Here is a 20989-nt window from a genome sequence, read left to right as displayed (position 1 = left end):
ATTTTCGCTTCGAGACTGCGGCTCACCTCCCAGCAACGGGCCGTTAAATTCCATTCGAAAGGAAATGCACCATGTCGTCCATCCTGCTTCTGACGTCCAGCCCGCGTGCCGAATCGCTCTCGACGCCGATCGCCGTCGATCTCGCCGAAAAGCTGAAGAGCCAGAACCCGGGCAGCGTCATCGTTCGCCGCGACCTTGCCGCCAACCCGCTGCCGCATATCGATGACCTCTTCACCGGCGCGATCCGCAAGCCGCCCGAGGCCCGCACCGCTGAGGAAAGCGTGGCCGTCGAGACCTCCGACAAACTGGTCAACGAACTGCTTGCCGCCGACACGATCGTCATCAGCACTGGCCTCATCAACTTCAACATCTATTCGTCGCTGAAGACCTGGATCGACAACGTCGCCCGCGCCGGCCTGACCTTCAAGTACACGGAAAGCGGTCCGGTCGGCCTCGCAACCGGCAAGAAGGTTTATGTCGTGCTCGCTTCGGGTGGCGTCTACTCGCAAGGACCGGCCGCCCCCCTGAACCATGCCGTGCCATACCTGAAGTCGGTTCTCGGCTTCCTCGGCATCACCGACATCGAGACCATCTATGTCGAAGGCCTGGCCTTCGGTCCGGAAGCTGCCGAGAAAGCCATCGACGCCGCCAAGTCGCGCGTCCAGGAAATCGCACTGGCCGCCTGATCGGCTTTTCAACGCTTCATGGAACGGCCGGCTTTTGCCGGCCGTTTTTCATTTGTCGATACCGGCGACAAAATCCCGGACCGTCACCAGGATTTCGGCCGAGAGTTCCTCATCGGACGAAATCCTGGCAAGGCCGACGGCGGCATGAGCCCGCTCGGCCGCAGAGCGAAGCCGACGAAATCGCCAAGGCAGCGTTCTATCTGGCATCGGATGATGCGACCAATGTCACCGGCATCGAGATCACCGTCGACGACGGCATGACGAGCGCGCCCTCCGGCGCCAAGATCTTCCGCGCCGCCTGAGCGAGCCGGTCCGAGCAACTCAAACTTGCCCGGCCCCGCGCCAATTTCGTTTCTATTCTCTCCTGGGACGCTCTGCTTAGCTCTGACGCGTCGCGCGGTGGGCAAGACGAAACAGGACGATTGCCAAATTCAGGACGGCAAGCAGAAGCAATACACAGAGCATGGTCTGGATGCCGGAGGAAACGATCAGATTGCCGGCCACCAACGGAAAGCCGAAGACGCCGATCATATAGGCCAGCGAGAATAGCAAAAGCGACTGCGGCATAAGGCCAGTTGGAGCCTCATTTGCAGCCAGGCCGTTGATGACCGAATAGGTCAATCCATAGCCCACCCCCAGCATCGCTGCGCCTCCCAGATAGGCAAGCTGATTTGACGTCAGCATCAGGAACAGCACGATCGATGCCAGCGTCAGGCTTGTCAGGACCAAAAGCGAATAGAGTGGGTCCTTCTTGACCACATATCCCGCCACGAACAGCCGGCTCAGAATCGCGGCGGACATGAAGCCGATGAAGAACAGGGAGTAATCGAACCCATGCGCCTTGGCGTAGCTGGTCTGAAAGCTGGACAGCCCACCGAAAATCGCGCCGCCGATGCCGACCATAATGATGGAATAGACGGCCCGCGAGCCGATCACCTCACGCGCTGAGCCAAATGAGATCTTGTTGACATGAGGCAAAATCTTGCCGGCATTGGTCAGCCGGATATGGAGCAACAAGTAAAGCGCACCGCCAGCGAGACTGGCAAGGAACGCAAATGCGAAAGCCGCCTCGACCGGCATCGACCAGCCTGTGGCAATGCGGCCAATGATCGGCCCGGCGCCGATGCCCGACATCATCGATCCTGAAAGCAGGGCAAAAAACCTGATCCGATGTTCGGGTTCGACGATCGCGGCGACCAGAATGGGTCCGAGCGCATAGAAGGTGCCCCAGCCTATGCCGAGGATGAAACCGACCGTCATCAGGCTCAGCCCAGCTGAGGGAACCACGGCAAATCCCAGCGCTGACGCGGCAAGAAACAATCCCGAAACAGCCACCGCCCGCGCCGAGCCGATGGCATCCGCGATGTGCCCGGACAGGATCACGAGAATGACGGTGCTGACAGTCGCAGCCGAAATGATCAGGCCGGCCAGCGCCTCGTCGCCGCCACGCTGGCCCACCAGCACCGGGATCAGAAAGGTCACGCCATAGGCGATCGAAAGAAGAAACCCTCCCATACACAAAGCGGCGAACTCGCCGCCATCGACTTTCTTCCGTGCAATTGAATCACTCATGTCTCCACGCCCCTCGCAGGAAAACTGATCTGGGATATTTCCGCAACGGAGATCACGTTTGCATTTTACGAACAAGCCGTTTTTATATTGCTCATAACCTATTGAAAAGACATAGACAGACGGGCAAATGTTTCGGTTTAAGCAACATCCTCAACATCCCCGGTCGACGCACTGCATCGATCGATGATTAGGAAGCCGCCTCCCGACGTCCGCGACCTCGCGCGCCATCAGCGATGCGAATTCTCAGGAATACCTATTGGGTTGACCACGTTCAGCCAAATGGAGAAGAGCCTCAATCGGGGCCAGCCGAGCCAACTGGGTTGCTCGGGCTAACTGGGTCTGGCTGAGCTAACTGAGTTTCACCACACCGGAGCGGCCGACGACGCAATTGCGGCCGCTCTTCTTTGCCGCGTAGAGCCTGCCGTCGGCCGCCGTCAGCACGGCGGTGAAATCGACGCCGTCCTCATCGGCGGTCGCAACCCCGATACTGACCGTGACCGGCCTGTCATCCGGCGTCTTGACGCTGGTCGCGATCGTCCAACGCAGGCGCTCGGCAAGCAGCAGCCCTTCTTCGTGGTCGGTGCCTGGACAGACGGCAACGAATTCCTCGCCGCCGAAGCGGAAGACGCGGTCGCTGGAGCGCAGCGTCGTGCCCAATCGGGCGGCGATCGCCTTCAGCACCTCGTCGCCCTGGAGATGGCCGTAGCCGTCATTGACATCCTTGAAGTGATCGGCGTCGATAATGAGGACGGTGGCGAATAGCCCCTGCTTCAGTGCCTCGAGCAGCATCAGCGGCGCTTCCATTTCCATGCGCGTCCGATCATAGACGCCAGTGAGCATGTCGCGGCCAGTGCGCTCCAGAAGATCGTTGTAGCGCTCGCGGAACGTCAAGTCACCGAATACGTCGCTGATCGAACGTGCGGACCCGGCTGCGCCGATACGGCGAATGCGATATTCATAGAATGCGAACATCGCCGCGTAGAGGCAGACGGCAAGCATTTTCGCCTTCCATCCGCCCCAGAATGCGGCGATCGGTACATCCAGGAAGTAATGCAGCGCGGCGAAGAAGCCGATCTGGTCGAAGGTCAGCAGCACGAATCCCGAAATCAGGAAGCGCAGGACGACGCGGCGGCGAAAGAAATCGCCGAGTTTTTCGTAGAGCAGGATGATGCCGAGCGAATCGACATAGAGCAGCGCCGTGCCCCAGACCATCAGCCAGCCCATCTCCTTGAGAAAATCGACGTCGGGTGTGTGGCCGGTCGACATCTGCAGCGGCTGGTGCATCTGCAGCACCCAGGCAATACCGACGGTTAGCAGGTTGCCGAGGAACAGGCCGTAGATCGGCTGGCGCACCGTCGCCGCATCCTCCTGCAGGTAAAGCATCAGGATCATCATCAGCTTACCGGAGAAGAACACGGATGAACCCGGCGACACATCCCCGAACGGCAGCGAGACATAGAAGACCGCCGCCAGATATGTCTCCATGAAATGCATGACGCCGAGCGCCGTCAGGAAAACCCCGAGACCAAGCCGATGACGGAAATGCAGAAGCGTTACCATCAGCACGAAATAGGCGATGGCTTCGACGACGAAGAGAAGGAGGTTCAGTGTCTCCATCATGAGACCTTGGCGCCGGACGTTCGGCCTCCTGCCGGCGCGGCGATCGCGACAGCGAATCCTTTGGTCAATCGTCCGAAACAGTCAAACACGGGGGGTGTCCTGCAAATCCTGCAGGCGATACCTTTCACCGCAATCCTTTAAGATTGCGTGAGTGAGAACGCGCTCGCTGGAGAGGACCCGGGTCACACACAGGAATAGTTACAGCCGGCATCAGGGACCTATGCCCGGATCCCGATTTCAGACCTGACGAAGCTTCTCGCCGTCACCAAAGAGCGACGAACCATGCTGATCGATAATCTGCTGCGCCTTGCGCACCGTGCATTCGATCGCATCGTCGGAAGAGGTAAACAGATCGGCGCGGATGAAATTGCGCACCAGCACCTCGTCGCCGACCTTCTTTTCGATGCGGCCGGCCAGGCGATACTGGCTGCCTTCCCTACGCGGTTCGGCATAGATCGTGCAATCGCCGTAGAGCTGCGGCTCGCCGGAAGGGCCTGCCGCTTCCGTGGCCGGTTTGCCGCCGCCGGAGAACATCGAAAAGAGATTTGAAATGAACGAAGCCATGCTCCGCCTTTAGCACGACGGCATCGCTATCGCCAAGTCAAATGATCAGGTTGGCGAGGATCTCGTTTTCGGTAATATCCTCGTAACCCATGCCGGCGGCTTCGAAATTTCCGACCAGCCGGGCGAAATTCTCAGGCGCCTTGGTTTCGATGCCGATCAGGATCGAGCCAAAGTTGCGTGCCGATTTCTTCAGATATTCGAAGCGGGCGATATCGTCGTCGGGGCCGAGCAGATTGAGGAAATCGCGCAGCGCGCCAGGGCGTTGGGCGAGCCGCAGGATGAAGTATTTTTTCAGCCCTGCGTAACGCATGGCTCTTTCCTTTACGTCAGGCAGACGCTCGAAATCGAAATTGCCGCCGGAGACGACGGCGACGATGGTCTTGCCGCGGATCGTCTGGCGATCCATCGCGGCGATCGCCGTCAGTGACAGGGCGCCGGCCGGCTCCAGCACGACGCCCTCGACATTCAGCATCTCCTGAATGGTGACGCAGATGGCGTTCTCCGGCATCAGTTGCACTTGGCTTGCCGGGAAATCGCGAAGAGCGGCGAAATTCAGGTCGCCGATGCGGGCGACGGCAGCGCCATCGACGAAATTGTCGACCTTGGCCAGCGTCGTCACCTTGCCCGCCTCGATACTGCGCTTAAGGCTTGGCGCGCCGGCGGGCTCAGTGAAGACGAAAGCCGATTTCGGCACGGTGCCGTCGAGATAGCCGGTGATGCCGGCGGCAAGTCCGCCGCCGCCAACCGGCAGGACGACCATGTCGGGCACCGTTCCCTCAGGCAGCTGCTGCATGATTTCGGCGGCGACTGTCGCCTGCCCCTCAATGATGTCCGGATGGTCGAAGGGCGGCACCATGACGCCGCCGACCGCCTCCACATGTTCGCGTGCGGCCTGGTAGCACTGGTCGAAGAAGTCGCCGAACAGCCGAATAGTGATGAATTCGGCGCCGAACATCCTGGTCTTGTCGATCTTCTGCTGCGGTGTCGTCACCGGCATGAAGACGACGCCCGGCACGCCGAAATGGCGGCAGACGAAGGCAAAGCCCTGGGCATGATTGCCGGCCGAGGCGCAGACGAAGGTCTTGCCAGAGGCACCCTGCCCGATCGCCTTGCGGAAGAAATTGAAGGCGCCGCGGATCTTGTAGGAGCGCACCGGCGACAGATCCTCGCGCTTCAGCCAGATATCGGCACCGTAGCGGGCCGACAAATGATCGTTGAGCTGCAGCGGCGTTGCCGGAAACAGGCTGCGCATTGCCTCTTCGGCGCTTTCGACATCAAGTCTCGTCACGGGTATGGTCCATTCTCACGTTAGCCACCGCCGCTATGGCACAGGCCGGCCGGCAAAAGAAGCTCGTTTGGGCCATTTCCAGTTCGCTCCCGCATCGTTTCACTCCGCGGGGCCGGGTTCGGCGCTGGGGACAGGTTCTGCTCCCGGGGAAGGCCTTTCTTAAGCCAATAGCGAAATTGGCGGCACATGAACTGATTTTAACTGTCAATAAAAAGGACGGCCACTAATATGAAGCTATGATGACATTCAAATTCGCAAGACCGCTCGCCTGGCTGCTGCTGGCCTTCATCATCTTCGTCACCGTTTCGCCGATCGGAGAGAGGCCGAATACGGTCACGATGGTCGATGTCGACCGCGCGGTCGCCTATCTTCTCCTTGGCTTCGCCTTTGCGCTGGCCTATCCGAAACAGTGGAAGATGGTCGCCATGCTGCTGATCGTCGGCGCATTCGCCATCGAATATCTGCAATACTTCTCGCCGACGCGGCATCCGCGCCTGCATGATGCAGGCATCAAGGCCATGGGCGCTGCCCTCGGGCTGCTAGCCGGATGGGTGATCAATAGATGGCGCGAGACCAAAGCGCCAAACGCTCTACCCTTCGCAGAACGCTGATTATCCCAGGTTAGAAACCGCGCAATTGCACTGCCCAGAAGAGCAGTGGTATCGCAGCCATCGCAGTTCCCAGAACAAGTGCGACACTGGTCTTGAAGATCCGGATGCGCCGAACCTTCGCCCCACTCCAATCGTAAACCATCGTCTTACTCCCACAAGACAACACTTACTCAGCCGCCGCGGCGCAATACTTGCATCGAAAATACCATTGTCAAGCGGCAACTCGCTTTTGTGCACAATATGCAGGCAGATACAATACTGGCATATTCCAACGGCATTATGAAAATGGTGCGGGCGACGGGGCTCGAACCCGTACAGCCAAGGCCGAGGGATTTTAAGTCCCTTGCGTCTACCAGTTTCGCCACGCCCGCTTGCGGCATTTTCAATATCTTGCGTCATGGGCGATGGGAAGAGCCGCAAGGCGTAAAAAATAGTGCCCGTTTGCCGGCAGCACCGACGAGTGATCGGCTAGACATTTCCCTCGCGAAAGCCCGCGCCGACGAAGGCTGCCCAGTCTGTCGCGGGGAAAAACAGAAAAGGCGCGGCGAGCCCCATGCCTGCCGCACCTTGATTTATTTCAGTGTCAAAGATCAGGCGAGCTTAGCTGCCAGCTTGGCGACGTGGGCGCCCTGGTATTTCGCGCCTTCCAGCTCGATCTCGGAAGGCTGGCGCGAGCCGTCACCATTGGTGATGGTGGAAGCGCCGTAGGGCGATCCACCCTTGACTTCCTCAGTGCCCATCTGGCCCTGGAAGGCATAAGGCAGGCCGGCAACGACCATGCCCTGGTGCAGGAAGGTGGGGAGGAAGCCGAGGATGGTCGATTCCTGGCCGCCGTGCTGGGTTGCCGAGGAGGTGAAGACCGAACCGAGCTTGCCGACGAGCTTGCCGGCGAACCAGAGGCCGCCCGTCTGATCCCAGAAATTGCGCATCTGCGAGGCGACCGTGCCGAAGCGGGTGCCGGCACCGACGATGATCGCGTCGTAGTCGGCCAGTTCGTCGACGGTGGCGATCGGAGCCGCCTGATCGACCTTGTAATAGGAAGCCTTGGCGACATCTTCCGGAACCAGTTCCGGAACGCGCTTGACGGTGACCTCGGCACCGGCCGACTTCGCGCCTTCGGCAACGGCATAGGCCATGGTTTCAATATGGCCGTAAGCCGAATAATAAAGGACGAGAACCTTCGCCATCTTCAATCTCCCTTGGAGCACTGGTTGAATTTCGTGACCGAGGGAGTTCTATCAGCGGGTATTTCCGAACACAGCCATGCCTTGAAGAACTCAGTGTTCAACATCCGTAGACGAAAATTCACTTGCGTTTTCATTTCAGCAAAAATGAACGTATCGCAGAACAGCACTTGCACTTTTGGGCATCATGCCGTGGCTGTTTGCAAAGCGACCGAACGGCACTACCTATTCACCAGCCTCAGATCACGGAACATCCCATGAGCCAAAACATCGTCGTCACCGCCGCCATGCTCGCCATCGGCGACGAACTTCTTTCCGGCCGCACCAAGGACAAAAATATCGGCCATCTCGCCGATCTGCTCACGCTTTCCGGCATTGATCTCAAGGAGGTGCGCATCGTCGCCGACGACGAGGAGGCGATCGTCGAGGCGCTGAACGCCCTTCGCGGCAAATATGATTACGTCTTCACCTCGGGCGGTATCGGGCCGACGCATGACGACATCACCGCCGATGCCATCTCCAAGGCTTTCGGCGTGCCTTGCGAATATGACGAAGCGGCAATGACACTGCTTGCCGAGATGTATCGGCGCCGCGAGATGGAATTCACCGAAGCGCGCCAGCGCATGGCGCGCATGCCGCGCGGGGCCGTGCATATCGCCAATCCGGTCTCGACCGCGCCAGGCTTCATCATCGGCAATGTCCATGTCATGGCCGGCGTGCCGCAGGTCTTCCAGGCGATGGTCGACAATGTGTTGCCGACGCTTCGAACCGGCACGCCGGTGCTTTCGCTCGCCATCGCCTGCCCTTACGGCGAAGGCGAGATCGGCACGCCCTTGACCGCGATTCAGAAAGCACATCCGGAAACCAGTATCGGCTCCTACCCGCGCTATGTCGGCCAGAAATTCTCGACCGAGATCGTCGTGCGCGGCCGCTCGCAGGCGGTTATCGATGCGGCCGGCGCCGAAGTGCAGGCGATGATCGACGCCATCCGCCGCAGGAAGGACATCGCCGAAAACCATTCCGCCGAGGCTTGAGGGAAACGCCGGAACTCAGGGCCATCCTTGATCCCCATCAAGGAACAGGAGTACGGTCCGGTGCATTCCTTTCCTCGCGCAAGCCATTTCAGCGCAAGGAGAATTGATATGTCTTACAAAACCATTCTCGCCATTCTCGATACATCAGACAATAGTGCTGCGGTTGCCGATTTCGCCTTTGCCTTCGCCGCTGAAAGCGGCGCCCACGTGATCGGCCTGCATGCCGAAATCATCTCCGCCGTGCCGCTGGTGGCGCCGATGGAAATCCCCGATCCCGTCGCCGTGCAGGCGCTGCAGGACATGGCGCACAGCGAAACGATTGCGGTTGAGCGCATCTTCAGGTCGAAAGCGGAGGCATCAGGCGCCTCCTCCGAGTGGCGCAGCTTTGCCACATCAACCGGATACGGCTCCGCACCGCTGATCGAAAGTGCGCGTAGCGCCGACCTCTTGATCGCCTCACAGGCCGACCCGGCCAGACCTTCCGACAGCCACGTCGACGTCGACAGCTTCCTCTTCGAAAGCGGCCGGCCGGTGCTGATGATCCCCTTTATCATCCGCCAGCCGAAGCCGATCAAGCGCGTGCTGATCGCCTGGAACGGCTCGAAGGAGGCGGCGCGCGCGACCTTCGACGCGCTGCCAATCCTCAAAGCCGCCGACGAGGTGGAGATCTTTTCGGTCGATCCGGCCGACACGGCGCTGCAATCGCCGCTGACAGCAGGCGCCGACATCGCCGCGACGCTTGCGCGTCATGGCGTGAAGACGACGCTTTCGACGGCGCAAAGTGTGGACAAAAGTGCGTCCCACGTCATCGAAAACAGGCTATCGGACAGCAGCATCGATCTTCTCGTCATGGGCGCTTATACGCATTCCTGGCTCTGGCAGATGATCTTCGGCGGCACGACCAAGACCCTGCTGCAATCGATGACGGCACTGACCCTGTTATCGCGTTGATTGGCTGCTCTTGCCTTTTGCCGGCAAATCCCGCTAATTGCGGCGACCGATGACAGCTTCGAGCCTCGGCCCCATCTCGCGCAGTTCCGGCTGCGCGATTTGCGTTTTGCCAATCGCCGCTTCAAGCCCGTCCGGTCGCCGGCAAACGGCGTGTCGTTTTTTCATGCCGCGGAGCAGCCCGATGTCCCTTCCCGATAAAGCCTTTCCCGTTTCCTGGGATCAGTTCCACCGCGATGCGCGCGCGCTTGCCTGGCGGCTTGCCGGCCTTGATCAGACGTTCAAGGCGATCGTCTGCATCACCCGCGGCGGCCTCGTTCCGGCAGCGATCATCTCGCGCGAACTGAACATCCGGCTGATCGAGACCGTCTGCGTCGCGTCCTATCATGACTATGTGAACCAGGGGGACATGGTGCTGCTCAAGGGCATAGCGCCCGAACTTCAGGAAAATGGCGGCGAAAGCGTGCTCGTCGTCGACGATCTGACGGATACCGGCAAGACCGCCGCACAGGTGCGCACGATGCTGCCGAAGGCACATTTCGCCTGCGTCTATGCCAAGCCGAAGGGCGTGCCGACCGTCGACACCTTCATCACCGAGGTGAGCCAGGATACCTGGATCTACTTCCCTTGGGACATGGGCTTCACCTATCAGGAGCCGATCGCCAAGGGCGCGCGCTGATCGCCACCGATCCCAACGCGCATCCTTCGCATTTACCACTTGAAATTGTTCCAGATTTTGTCGGCGAGGTTTTCTGAATCCGCTATCGGGATCTGCACATCTATTTTATCTTATTCGCATAAACTCGGCAGCTGCGAATCGCGTCAAATTGCGCTTAAAGCGTGCAGCAAACGATGCGATATAAGGAAGCAAGATGGCGCGGTGGGGGCATATCGGGGCGGTTGTGACCGTCGGGTTGGCGACCTTTCTATTTCCGCTGGCGCCTGTCCGCGCTGAGCCAGCCTACATTCCCCTCGTGCGCGACTACGTCGAGAAGCAGGTCCGGCCGATGGTGGAAACGCCCTTGGTGCTGAAAGCCATTGCCGAACAGAATGCGAAATTCGGCAATGTCAGCGAAATGGATATGCGGGTGCTCGACGAGACCTACCGGTCGGAGGTCGATCAGCACCAACTGCACATGGTCACGCTGCTGCTCGACAAATCCGTGTCGCATTACCTGAAAGCCAGGCAGGACACCTCACAAGGGGCGATCCTCGAATTTTTCGTCACCGACTCGCATGGGCTGAACGTCGGTCAGAGCACCGTCACCGCCGACTATTGGCAGGGCGACGAGGAGAAATATCTCAGAACCTTCGCCAACAGCTCCCGGGAGATCTTCATCGACCGGGCCGAACGCAACGAATCCACCCAGAATCTCGAAACGCAGGCGAGTTTCGTCGTCATGGACGAAGAGAACAGGCCGATTGGCGTCGCCATCGTCACCATCGCCATCGATGCGCTCTGACAGGCACTTGCACCCGTGCGAATCGGCATGCCCATTTGCACCGGAAATGCCATCACAAGATTTGCCGCGGGACGCTTTTTTGCCGTTCCGACGTTTTCCTTAGCCGGCAACACCTGCAAGCCATTGTAATATCAGCGCTCCCCGGCTTTCCCCAATCTCCACAGGCGCATCCACAACATGTTGTGGTTAGCAATCAATTAAAAGCCAGCCCTTGACGGAATCAGCTGTTTCAAACTTTACTGTTTCTGATGTTGCGGCGGCGACAGGACCGGAGGTAACGAGCCCGGTTCCCTTTTGAAAATTAGGACGCGGAATCAGGGCGATGGACCGGGAACGGTTCAGGCCTGACAGGATTTTTGCGCGGTTTTCAGCCTCCAAAAAAAGTGACATCGGGGCTGGCGATAATAAGCTGTTAATACTATATTTAGTGTTTGCAGCCACCATCACCACAAGATACAGGAAGTTCATCTCCGGATGACACCCCTGTCACGATACGGAAACGAGACTGGCTGCGCGACGACAAAGTGCCGCCGGATAGGAATTTTGCGCCCCGGTCGCGGGGACCGGGCGCCAACACGAGGTCAAGACCATGCGCATCGAACGTCGTTTCACGAAGGCCGGCCAAGGCGCCTATGCGGATATCGAATTCCGCAAGGCGACGAGCGAGATCAAGAACCCTGACGGTTCGGTCGTGTTCCGCCTCGAGAATATCGACGTTCCCGCGCAGTTCTCCCAGGTCGCGACCGACGTTCTGGCGCAGAAGTATTTTCGCAAGGCCGGCGTTCCCACCCGGCTGAAGAAGGTCGAGGAAAACGATGTTCCTTCCTTCCTGTGGCGCTCCGTTCCCGACGATGCTGCGCTGAAGACCCTGTCTAAGGATGAGCAGACCGGCTCCGAAATCGATGCGCGCCAGGTCTTCGACCGTCTTGCCGGCACCTGGACCTATTGGGGCTGGAAGGGCGGCTATTTCTCCTCCGAGGAAGATGCCTCGGCCTTCAAGGACGAGCTTGCCTACATGCTCGCCACCCAGCGCGTCGCCCCGAACTCGCCGCAGTGGTTCAACACCGGCCTGCACTGGGCCTACGGCATCGATGGTCCCGGCCAGGGCCATTTCTACGTCGACCCCTTCACCGGCAAGCTGACCAAGTCCAAGTCGGCCTACGAACACCCGCAGCCGCATGCCTGCTTCATCCAGTCTGTCGAGGACGACCTCGTCAACGAAGGCGGCATCATGGACCTCTGGGTGCGTGAGGCGCGCCTCTTCAAATACGGCTCTGGTACCGGTTCCAACTTCTCGATGCTGCGCGGCGAAGGCGAAAAGCTTTCCGGCGGCGGCCGTTCCTCCGGCCTGATGAGCTTCCTGAAGATTGGCGACCGCGCCGCCGGCGCCATCAAATCGGGCGGCACGACGCGCCGCGCCGCCAAGATGGTGGTCGTCGATATCGACCATCCCGATATCGAGGAATACATCAACTGGAAGGTCAAGGAAGAGCAGAAGGTCGCGGCTCTCGTGACCGGCTCGAAGGTCGTCGCCAAGCATCTGAAGGCGATCATGAAGGCATGCTTCAACTGCGAAGGCGGTGACAACGGCGATTGCTACGATCCCAACAAGAACCCTGCCCTGAAGCGCGAAATCCGCGCCGCCAAGAAGGACCAGGTTCCTGAGAACTACGTCCAGCGCGTCATCCAGTTCGCCCGTCAGGGCTACAAGGATCTCCAATTCAAGACCTACGACACGGATTGGGACTCGGAAGCCTACCTCACGGTATCCGGCCAGAACTCCAACAACTCCGTCTCGATCAAGGACGACTTCCTGCGCGCCGTCGAGAATGATGGCGAATGGAACCTGACCGCCCGCAAGGACGGCCGCGTGATGAAGACGCTGAAGGCCCGCGATCTCTGGGAAACGATTTCCTACGCTGCCTGGGCTTCGGCCGATCCGGGCATCCACTTCAACACGACGATGAACGACTGGCACACTTCGCCGGCCGGCGGCCCGATCCGCGGCTCGAACCCGTGCTCGGAATACATGTTCCTCGACGACACGGCCTGCAACCTTGCCTCGCTGAACCTGCTGCAGTTCAAGGACAAGGCCACCAAGCGCATCAACATCGCTGACTACGAACACGCTGTTCGCCTGTGGACCGTCGTGCTCGAAGTCTCGGTGATGATGGCGCAGTTCCCGTCGAAGCGCATTGCCGAACTCTCTTACGAATACCGCACGCTCGGCCTTGGCTACGCCAATATCGGCGGCCTGCTGATGTCGTCTGGCATTCCCTATGACTCCACTGAGGCCCGCGCCATTGCAGGCTCGCTGACCGCGATCATGACCGGTGTCTGCTATGCGACCTCGGCCGAAATGGCTGCCGAACTCGGCCCGTTCCCGAACTTCGCGCCGAACCGCGAGAGCATGCTCAGGGTCATTCGCAACCATCGCCGCGCCGCTCATGGCGAAACCTCCGGCTATGAGGCCCTGTCGATCAACCCGGTCGCGCTGATCCATTCGGAAAACCCGGACCAGGATCTCGTCGCCCACGCCAAGTCGGCCTGGGACAAAGCGCTCGAGCTCGGTGAACAGCATGGCTACCGCAATGCCCAGGTCTCGGTCATCGCGCCCACAGGCACGATCGGTCTCGTCATGGATTGCGATACCACCGGCATCGAGCCCGACTTTGCCCTCGTCAAGTTCAAGAAGCTCGCCGGTGGCGGCTACTTCAAGATCATCAACCGCGCCGTGCCCGACGCGCTGCGCACGCTCGGCTATTCCGAAAGCCAGATCGCCGAGATCGAGGCCTATGCCGTCGGCCATGGCAATCTGAACCAGGCGCCGGCTGTCAATCCATCGACGCTGAAGACCAAGGGCTTCACCGACGAGAAGGTGGAAGCCGTCAACGCCGCGCTGAAGAGCGCCTTCGACATCAAGTTCGTCTTCAACCAGTGGACGCTCGGCGCCGACTTCCTGAAGGAGACGCTGAAGGTTTCGGACGAACAGCTGGCCGACATGAGCTTCAGCCTGCTCGACCATATCGGCTTCTCGAAGAAGGACATCGAAGCGGCCAACATCCACGTTTGCGGTGCGATGACGCTGGAAGGCGCGCCTTTCCTGAAGGCGGAACACCTGCCGGTCTTCGATTGCGCCAATCCCTGCGGCAAGATCGGCAAGCGCTACCTCTCTGTGGAAAGCCATATCCGCATGATGGCGGCAGCCCAGCCGTTCATCTCGGGCGCAATTTCCAAGACGATCAACATGCCGAACGAGGCGACCGTCGAGGATTGCAAGAACGCCTACATGCTCTCCTGGAAGCTTGGCCTCAAGGCCAACGCGCTCTATCGCGACGGCTCGAAGCTGTCGCAGCCGCTCAATGCCTCGCTGATCGAAGACGAAGACGACGAGGATGCGCTGGAGGAACTGCTGCAGGCGCCCCTCGCCGCCCAGGCCGTCACTGTTACCGAGAAGATCATCGAGCGGGTGGTCGAGCGTGTTTCCCGCGAACGCGAGAAGCTGCCGAACCGCCGCCAGGGCTATACCCAGAAGGCCGCCGTCGGCGGACATAAGGTCTATCTCCGCACTGGCGAATTCGGCGACGGCCGCATCGGCGAGATCTTCATCGACATGCACAAGGAAGGTGCTGCCTTCCGTGCAATGATGAACAATTTCGCCATCGCCATCTCGCTCGGCCTGCAATATGGCGTGCCGCTCGAGGAATATGTCGAGGCCTTCACCTTCACCAAGTTCGAGCCGGCCGGCATGGTCATCGGCAATGACGCGATCAAGAACGCCACGTCGATCCTCGACTATGTCTTCCGCGAGCTTGCCGTTTCCTATCTCGGCCGCCACGACCTGGCCCATGTCGATACGTCTGATTTCTCGAACACGGCACTCGGCAAGGGCATCCAGGAAGGCAAAACCAACCTGCTCTCCACCGGCTGGACCCGCGGCTACAAGCCGACACTGGTGTCCGGCACCGGCGGCGAACGCCAGGCAGGCGAACCCAAGGGTGCTGCCACATCAGCCCCTGCCCGCGCCGCCTCCACCGGCACCGTGACTGCCTTTGCAGGCAGCGCGGCCCGCAAGCTGGAGACGACGATTGCCGTCTCCACCTCCGAAATCGTTGCTTTCAAGCGCGACTACGAGGAGCGCGCCAAGGAGTTGGCGGAAGAGATCGCCGAAGAGCTGACCGAGGAAATCACCAGCGACGCGACAGCCCTCTTCTCCGACAAGGCGGCGGCCGACGCGGCAACGGCGAAATCCGAAGCCAAGAAGCGGGAAGCCGAGCGCCGCCAGCGCTCGATCATGCAGGGCTATACCGGCAACATGTGCTCGGAGTGCCAGAATTTTACGATGGTGCGGAATGGCACCTGCGAGAAGTGCGACACGTGTGGCGCTACGAGTGGGTGCAGCTGAGTAGGCTCTTCCTACTCTTCGGTTCTAAAAATATCGTGGGAGGTCCGGGCAACCGGGCCTCTCATACTTTCATAAACAATATTGAAGTTGGAACTTTGGGGGCCCTTCAGCTTCGCGGCCGAAGGGAGCCAGAAACAACCGATCATCGTACCGGTCGATACGTTCGTTCTTCCTCAGGCTTAATGTAGGATTTTCGACTGCTGGTGCAATCTCAACGGATCCCGCTGGCCCCGCTTTAACCGGCCCCCGGCTTTCGTTTAAAAGGGAAGAAGGTCGAACAGGCGCTTGCTGGCCCTCGCCGCCCAAGCCGGCTTCACGGTTCCGGCAACCAATGGCGGGCCGGACGATGGAGCCAAGGGCGATTGATAGAACCGGTTGAGCATCGCGTCGCACACGTAGTGCCCCCAGTTCGCCAGATACTCCGTCTCCTTCGCGCCCAGAAAATGGAGATAGGTGCCGACCTCCGAGGGAACGACCGACGACGGCGGCAGCGTGTAGGACGCGTAGGGCTTGAGCTCGACGTCCTTGCTGTCGATCGACCAATAGACGCCGCGCGTTCTCGCGCGCAGAGCCGATTTCGCGAGATCGTCGAGGCCAAGCCTATCAGCCTGTTTTGCGGCCTTGAAGCCACCGATCAGGTCTCGGCGCCTCAACGACCGCACCTGATTGTCGGTGGTATCGAGAACGCGCTTGAGCTGGGAGAGATAGTTCCAGTATCCGTGGGTCGAGGATCGCCAAGGCGCTCCGGCATCGCTGACAAACAAGCAATCGCAGCGTTTCAGCGCCGGCTCGATGCCGTGATTGTCATAGATGCCGCCGTCGCTCAATATTGCCCTGCCCGGAGCAACCGGTTCGCCAACACTGTCGTCGAGCTTTTCCCTTTTCCAGGAAAACTGCGACAGGTCCAATCGCAGCGGCGACAGCACCGGCGGGAATGCCGCCGAAGCGGCAACCGCGGTCGCGAGCGAAAGTGTCGGATGAAACGACACCCCGATCCTGTAATCCGCGAGATAGCGGTTGGACATCCGGAAGAGTGAACCGGTGCTGAGATTGCTGGAGCAAAATACGAACCAGGGCGATCTCGGAAGATCGCTCAGGCTTGGTGATTTTCCGTCGAAGAGATGCCGCTCGTAGAGTTTAGCGGCTTCCTCCGCCGCGCTCGAGAAGGGCTTGAACACGCCCTTCAGGAAGCACGGCCCATCCGCGAACACCTGACTGAAGGCCAGAATGCGATTGAGGTATTCAGTCTTGAAGTTGACGGCGACCCCGTTCTCGAAGACCAGCCGGGGCCACACATAGGCCAGCAGGCCGGACGCGATAGATCCGCCCGAGACCGACGAGAGCATATCGAGTTTCGCCAGAAGACCGGCCTCGTTGAGCCTCGCAAGCGATCCCGCATGGAAAAGCATGGCCCGATAGCCGCCGCCCGAAAGGCAGAGGCCGAGTTGGTAGCGCTCGGCCGGCTTGTCGGGTTCGTCGGATCCCGGCAGGATGGCATTCGATGGGGCATGCTCTTCTGACATGCTCACCCTCACTCAGGAATGTGAGTTTCCCAACATTTCTTCCTCCGGGCAAACCAACGGTCGCTCGTCTTTGGGCCTGCGCGCTACTGACTCGTATATCGGCGGGAGTTGGCATCGCATTTGTGCCACTCCCAGTTTATTCCGGCTTCGTCCTTATGGCCATAACACCAGTCCGCGCGATTGAGCAGCGGACCGAGTTCGTCGCGCCGTTTGCATGCCCGTAGCGTCTCGGGCCCGTCGCGATCGACACTCGTGCGGCAGATGTCGTCCAGTCCTGTCCACTGATGGATCAACCGATCCGGTGCCTTGGTCCCCTTGTCCGTGGCGAGCACCTTTCCGGTCTCGGACTCGATCTGCAGAGAGGCCGTGTTCCACACGAAAGCGAATTCCGCCATCCCGGCGGACGTCTTACCCGTGTCCCTGTTTCCGGCAAACCACTCGACAATTCCCGACATTTCGCATTTTCCGGCACAGCTGGCAGTTACGGAGCCCGGCTTGACGCTGTAGATGCGCTCCGGCCAGCGTTGGGCGAAGGCGGCCTTTTCCTTCAGGACAGCGTCTTTGTCGACCGAGTTTCCGAAGAAGGAGACCTCGTCCGCATAGACGCCCTTCATAAAAGCCAACGCCGAGGCACTGTCTTTTGACCATTCGTCATTGTATCGGTTGACGAAATCAACCGCCTCCGTGGTCAGGTCGCCGGGTTCGGAGGCGGCCACCCCCTCGGAAGCGCCGGGGTCTGACGGCATGTCGGCGGGTGTTGCGCTCTCCTGCGGTGCGGCGCCGGGCGGGGGCGGCGTGCTTTCCTGTGCCGAGGGCATATCCTCGAGCGTGTTGATGTTCCAGTCTCGCATTTCCGCAGCGGTAAGATACCGTATATCAGTGCTGTCGATCGACAGGCTGAGCTGCAGCAGATTGGGGCTTACCCCCATGTCGGTGAGATAGCCGATGATCTCGCCGGTCATTAGTTGAACGGTCGAGACTGCCAATTTATTGTCCATGGGGACATCGTCGGATAGGGAAATCCGATGCACGCCGATCGAGCCCGGCTCGGCGAACCTTTCGACGCCACCGACGAAGGCGAAGGCGCAAGCCGATGCACATTCCATGGCTCTGATCTGGAGCGTTCTTGCATTCAGTGCGCGGATGGCGCGGCCGAACATGATCGCGGTGACCACGTTTCCGCCGGGCGAGTCAAAGCTGATATAGTCAGCTTGGTACTGCGTGTATTCGTCGACAAGCTGCGTCGGATCGTCGGAGAATTCAAACACGCCCTTTATCACCAGACCACGTCCCGGGGCGCCGTCCACACGTTGGTAGGAAATTGCTGCATGCCCCTCTCCGGCCATGGCGACGAACGCCAGCAGCAGCGATATCAACGAGACGGATTTGCGCATTCTTACCCAGCCCTCGAGCACCTGTATTTCTCCTGTCGTCATTCGCAGCATAGCTTGGCAGCTCTGTATAGCCGGATGATGAAATCACCTGCCCGTGAAGCCCGACCTCATCGGCGACCGCCGACGCCGATTACGGTCAGAAGAACAATAGCTTCGCAGAGAATGTTGATACCGATCAATGCACAAGGGGCGATCTTCTGGCAAGCGGCACAATCAGAAGTGATGAGACAAGGTAAACGCCGGTTCCTCGCATAATCGCGACCGCATTCGTCGGGACGCGCCGGCTGAACGCCAGCAGTTCGACGCCCTGCCACCGATATCCGCCGCGCTTGAAATCGACCATATTACTTCCCGAGCGGCGAGCGTTGTAGACCGATGCAAAGAATATCGATTATGTCACCTGCATCCAAGCATTCGACCAACGAGGCACTTCGTGACTTTTGCCTATGACAATCACGCCCTCGATCTGAGGAGCGATGCCGATTTCTTCTCCCTCCTCACCGAAAGCTACCGGCGCATCACCGGCCGTCGACTTGTCCAGGACGGGCAAGGGCCGGACTGGCTCTACAACGATGCATCCTTCGTGGTCCTCGCTCACAACACCGCGCCCGACCCGCGCTTCATCTACGCCAACCGCACCGCGCAGAACTGCTTCGAATATAGCTGGGATGAATTTACTGCGCTGCCGTCGCGGCTTTCGGCCGAGCAGCCTGATCGCGCCGAGCGCCAGCGGCTGCTGGACGCCGTCACGCACGATGGTTTTGTCGACAATGCGCGCGGTCTCAGGATCGCGAAATCGGGGCGCCGTTTCTGGATCGAGGATGTGACAGTCTGGCAGCTCATCGATGAAACCGGCAAGCGGTTGGGCCAGGCTGCGATATTCCCTTCGTGGCGGGACGCGTAATGTCGCCGTCCCGGGGGAGCGGCAAACGTAGCTTAGCGGTTCTTGCTATACGCTCTCTGCTCCCTCATTCCTGTCCTCGGACTTGATCCGAGTTTTATCGCAATGGAGCTACGATTTCACGCGGTCAGGATGCGCCGCCTGGAAAGCGGGTATGTCGGCGCATCTGGTGTCGATATCGGCGATGCGCCTGAAAGCTGTGATATCAACACCCCAGCGGCGGGCGTTGTAGACCTGTGGAAGCAGACAGAGATCCGCCATCGTCGGCCTGTCGCCAAAGCTGAATGCTCCATCAAATTCGCCGATCATGGCTTCCAGTTTGCGCAGTCCGTCGGCAATGAAATGCTTCATCCATTCCTCGCGGGCATCGGCCTTATCCGTCATGGTCATCAGATGCGACACAACATGCAAGTTGCAGATCGGATGGATGTCCATGGCGACCGCATAGGCAAGGGCGCGGACTTTCTGGCGATCGGCAATGTCAGGTGGCAGCAATCCGTATTCCGGCCGAAGCTCGGCCAGATATTCGATGATTGCCAGCGACTGGGTCAGTATTTTCCCGTTGATCACCAATGTCGGCACCAGTCCCTGCGGGTTGAGCGCCAGATATTCCGGGGTCTTGTGCGCCCCTTCCAACAGGTTGATGGGCACGGTCTTATAATCGATGCACAAGAGATTGAGCGCGATGCGGACGCGATAGCTCGCCGATGATCGCCAGTAGTCGTAAAGAACGACCTCGTTCATCGCGGGTCGGCCCGTTGGTATTTTTCGACAGTCTGCTCGATCGCCCCGAAGATCGAATGACCGGCCTTATCCTTCATCTCTATGCGGACCTGATCCCCGAACTTCATGAAGGGAGTCCTCGGGGATCCGGTGTCGATGGCCTCGATCATCCTGAGTTCGGCGATGCAGGAGTAGCCGTCTCCTCCCTCTTCCACCGGCTTGCCGGGGCCGCCGTCGAGCTTGTTTGACACTGTTCCCGAGCCGATAATCGTTCCGGCCAGGAGGTTACGGGTTTTGGCGGCATGGGTGATCAGTTGGCCAAAATCGAAGGTCATGTCGATACCGGCGTTGGCTTTGCCGAATGGCTTGCCGTTCAAGCTCACCAGCAGCGGAAGATGTAGCTTGCCGCCGTCCCAGGCCTCTCCGAGCTCGTCCGGCGTCACCGCGACCGGAGAAAATGCCGATGCCGGCTTCGACTGGAAGAAACCAAATCCCTTTGCCAGTTCGCCCGGGATCAGACCGCGCAGCGACACGTCGTTGACGAGCATCAGCAGGCGGATGGCGCCGCGTGCGGCTTCCGGGCTGGAACCCATGGCGACGTCGCCGGTAATGGCCGCGACCTCGCCTTCCATGTCGATCCCGTAAGCCTCGTCAACCGCCACGATCGGATCGCGCGGCGCGAGGAAAGCGTCCGACCCGCCTTGATAGATCAGCGGATCGGTCCAGAAGCTTGCAGGCATCTCGGCGCCGCGCGCCTTACGCACCAGTTCGACATGGTTGACGTAAGCGGAACCATCGGCCCATTGGTAGGCCCGCGGCAAAGGTGACGTAGCGTCATGTTCGTGAAACCGGATCGTCGGCTGGGCTCCGGTCTCGACGCCTTCGGCAATCAGCTGAAGTCTCGGAGCCACATGCTCCCAGTCGTCGAGCGCCGCCTGCAGGGTCCGGGCAATGTGACCGACCTCCGAACAGCGGGTCAGGTCGCGGGAAACGACGACGAGCCGGCCGTCCCTCGTGGAGTCCTTCAAGGTCGCAAGCTTCATATCTTAATTCCAGTGCCGGAGGGTGTCTTT

19 protein-coding genes, 1 tRNA gene and 2 pseudogenes are annotated in these 20989 nt (G+C 59.8%); 9 read left to right on the top strand and 13 right to left on the bottom strand.

All coding sequences use genetic code 11. The features are described from left to right. The first annotated feature begins 71 nt into the window (after positions 1-71). The gene (locus AB8B31_RS08200) at positions 72-686 is read left to right on the top strand and encodes an FMN-dependent NADH-azoreductase (protein WP_018241724.1); all 615 of its coding nucleotides are present in this window, start codon (positions 72-74) and stop codon (positions 684-686) included. Positions 687-734: 48 nt separating this feature from the next. On the opposite strand, the pseudogene AB8B31_RS08195 reads toward AB8B31_RS08200, so the two are convergent. Then, positions 735-827, bottom strand: a pseudogene (locus tag AB8B31_RS08195) (TetR/AcrR family transcriptional regulator); the annotation flags it as partial. On the opposite strand from AB8B31_RS08195, the pseudogene AB8B31_RS08190 reads away from it, so the two are divergent. Then, positions 825-988, top strand: a pseudogene (locus tag AB8B31_RS08190) (SDR family oxidoreductase); the annotation flags it as partial. The pseudogenes AB8B31_RS08195 and AB8B31_RS08190 sit on opposite strands and share 3 nt — an antisense overlap. A 76-nt stretch (positions 989-1064) precedes the next feature. Here the strand turns inward: AB8B31_RS08190 and AB8B31_RS08185 are convergent. The 4 genes from AB8B31_RS08185 to ilvA all read right to left on the bottom strand — a co-directional run bounded on the left by AB8B31_RS08185 (position 1065) and on the right by ilvA (position 5730). Further along, positions 1065-2258, bottom strand: a complete 1194-nt coding sequence (locus AB8B31_RS08185; protein ID WP_018241722.1) for an MFS transporter — start codon at positions 2256-2258, stop codon at positions 1065-1067. A 348-nt stretch (positions 2259-2606) separates the two neighbouring features. Then, the gene (locus AB8B31_RS08180) at positions 2607-3878 is read right to left on the bottom strand and encodes a GGDEF domain-containing protein (RefSeq protein WP_018241721.1); all 1272 of its coding nucleotides are present in this window, start codon (positions 3876-3878) and stop codon (positions 2607-2609) included. A 237-nt stretch (positions 3879-4115) separates the two neighbouring features. Further along, positions 4116-4442: an HlyU family transcriptional regulator gene (locus AB8B31_RS08175; RefSeq protein WP_018241720.1), complete on the bottom strand. Its 327-nt coding sequence runs from the start codon at positions 4440-4442 to the stop codon at positions 4116-4118. Between the two features lie 37 nt (positions 4443-4479). Then, complete coding sequence (ilvA, locus tag AB8B31_RS08170) at positions 4480-5730, bottom strand: threonine ammonia-lyase (RefSeq protein WP_018241719.1); 1251 nt, start codon at positions 5728-5730, stop codon at positions 4480-4482. 236 nt (positions 5731-5966) lie between these two features. Between ilvA and AB8B31_RS08165 the strand changes: the two genes are divergently transcribed. Continuing rightward, complete coding sequence (locus AB8B31_RS08165) at positions 5967-6341, top strand: VanZ family protein (RefSeq protein WP_018445713.1); 375 nt, start codon at positions 5967-5969, stop codon at positions 6339-6341. Positions 6342-6627: 286 nt separating this feature from the next. Here the strand turns inward: AB8B31_RS08165 and AB8B31_RS08160 are convergent. Continuing rightward, positions 6628-6712, bottom strand: a tRNA-Leu gene (locus AB8B31_RS08160). Positions 6713-6931: 219 nt separating this feature from the next. Further along, complete coding sequence (wrbA, locus tag AB8B31_RS08155) at positions 6932-7528, bottom strand: NAD(P)H:quinone oxidoreductase type IV (protein WP_018241717.1); 597 nt, start codon at positions 7526-7528, stop codon at positions 6932-6934. Between the two features lie 254 nt (positions 7529-7782). On the opposite strand from wrbA, the gene AB8B31_RS08150 reads away from it, so the two are divergent. The 4 genes from AB8B31_RS08150 to AB8B31_RS08135 all read left to right on the top strand — a co-directional run bounded on the left by AB8B31_RS08150 (position 7783) and on the right by AB8B31_RS08135 (position 10970). Continuing rightward, on the top strand, positions 7783-8559 hold the full coding sequence (locus tag AB8B31_RS08150; protein ID WP_018241716.1) for a competence/damage-inducible protein A: 777 nt from the start codon (positions 7783-7785) through the stop codon (positions 8557-8559). Positions 8560-8667: 108 nt separating this feature from the next. Beyond that, on the top strand, positions 8668-9510 hold the full coding sequence (locus AB8B31_RS08145) for a universal stress protein (RefSeq protein ID WP_018241715.1): 843 nt from the start codon (positions 8668-8670) through the stop codon (positions 9508-9510). Between the two features lie 181 nt (positions 9511-9691). Then, on the top strand, positions 9692-10186 hold the full coding sequence (gpt, locus tag AB8B31_RS08140; RefSeq protein WP_018241714.1) for a xanthine phosphoribosyltransferase: 495 nt from the start codon (positions 9692-9694) through the stop codon (positions 10184-10186). A gap of 193 nt (positions 10187-10379) precedes the next feature. After that, positions 10380-10970 carry a hypothetical protein gene (locus AB8B31_RS08135; RefSeq protein ID WP_018241713.1) on the top strand — a complete coding sequence of 197 codons (591 nt, stop codon included), beginning with the start codon at positions 10380-10382 and terminating at the stop codon, positions 10968-10970. 186 nt (positions 10971-11156) lie between these two features. Here AB8B31_RS08135 and AB8B31_RS08130 read toward each other — a convergent pair whose 3' ends face one another. Next, positions 11157-11438 (bottom strand): hypothetical protein, encoded by a 282-nt coding sequence (locus tag AB8B31_RS08130; protein WP_155256901.1) that lies wholly within the window; start codon positions 11436-11438, stop codon positions 11157-11159. A gap of 121 nt (positions 11439-11559) precedes the next feature. On the opposite strand from AB8B31_RS08130, the gene AB8B31_RS08125 reads away from it, so the two are divergent. After that, positions 11560-15375 (top strand): vitamin B12-dependent ribonucleotide reductase, encoded by a 3816-nt coding sequence (locus AB8B31_RS08125; RefSeq protein ID WP_018241711.1) that lies wholly within the window; start codon positions 11560-11562, stop codon positions 15373-15375. A gap of 257 nt (positions 15376-15632) precedes the next feature. On the opposite strand, the gene AB8B31_RS08120 is transcribed toward AB8B31_RS08125, so the two are convergent. The 3 genes from AB8B31_RS08120 to AB8B31_RS08110 all read right to left on the bottom strand — a co-directional run bounded on the left by AB8B31_RS08120 (position 15633) and on the right by AB8B31_RS08110 (position 18635). Continuing rightward, positions 15633-16898: a patatin-like phospholipase family protein gene (locus AB8B31_RS08120; protein ID WP_018241710.1), complete on the bottom strand. Its 1266-nt coding sequence runs from the start codon at positions 16896-16898 to the stop codon at positions 15633-15635. A gap of 83 nt (positions 16899-16981) precedes the next feature. Further along, positions 16982-18313: a hypothetical protein gene (locus AB8B31_RS08115; RefSeq protein WP_018241709.1), complete on the bottom strand. Its 1332-nt coding sequence runs from the start codon at positions 18311-18313 to the stop codon at positions 16982-16984. Positions 18314-18467: 154 nt separating this feature from the next. Next, on the bottom strand, positions 18468-18635 hold the full coding sequence (locus AB8B31_RS08110; protein ID WP_018241708.1) for a hypothetical protein: 168 nt from the start codon (positions 18633-18635) through the stop codon (positions 18468-18470). 90 nt (positions 18636-18725) lie between these two features. Between AB8B31_RS08110 and AB8B31_RS08105 the strand changes: the two genes are divergently transcribed. Continuing rightward, complete coding sequence (locus AB8B31_RS08105) at positions 18726-19196, top strand: MEKHLA domain-containing protein (protein WP_018241707.1); 471 nt, start codon at positions 18726-18728, stop codon at positions 19194-19196. 108 nt (positions 19197-19304) lie between these two features. On the opposite strand, the gene maiA is transcribed toward AB8B31_RS08105, so the two are convergent. Continuing rightward, on the bottom strand, positions 19305-19937 hold the full coding sequence (gene maiA / locus AB8B31_RS08100) for a maleylacetoacetate isomerase (RefSeq protein ID WP_018241706.1): 633 nt from the start codon (positions 19935-19937) through the stop codon (positions 19305-19307). Then, on the bottom strand, positions 19934-20959 hold the full coding sequence (locus AB8B31_RS08095; RefSeq protein WP_018241705.1) for a fumarylacetoacetate hydrolase family protein: 1026 nt from the start codon (positions 20957-20959) through the stop codon (positions 19934-19936). Before AB8B31_RS08095 ends, maiA begins: the two co-directional genes overlap by 4 nt. Positions 20960-20989: the final 30 nt, after the last annotated feature.

Source organism: Rhizobium sp. 62_C5_N11_2, from assembly GCF_051811185.1.
GTDB lineage: Bacteria > Pseudomonadota > Alphaproteobacteria > Rhizobiales > Rhizobiaceae > Rhizobium > Rhizobium leguminosarum.
Note: the sequence above shows the minus strand (reverse complement) of the source record. Positions and strands in the feature narration are given on the sequence as shown.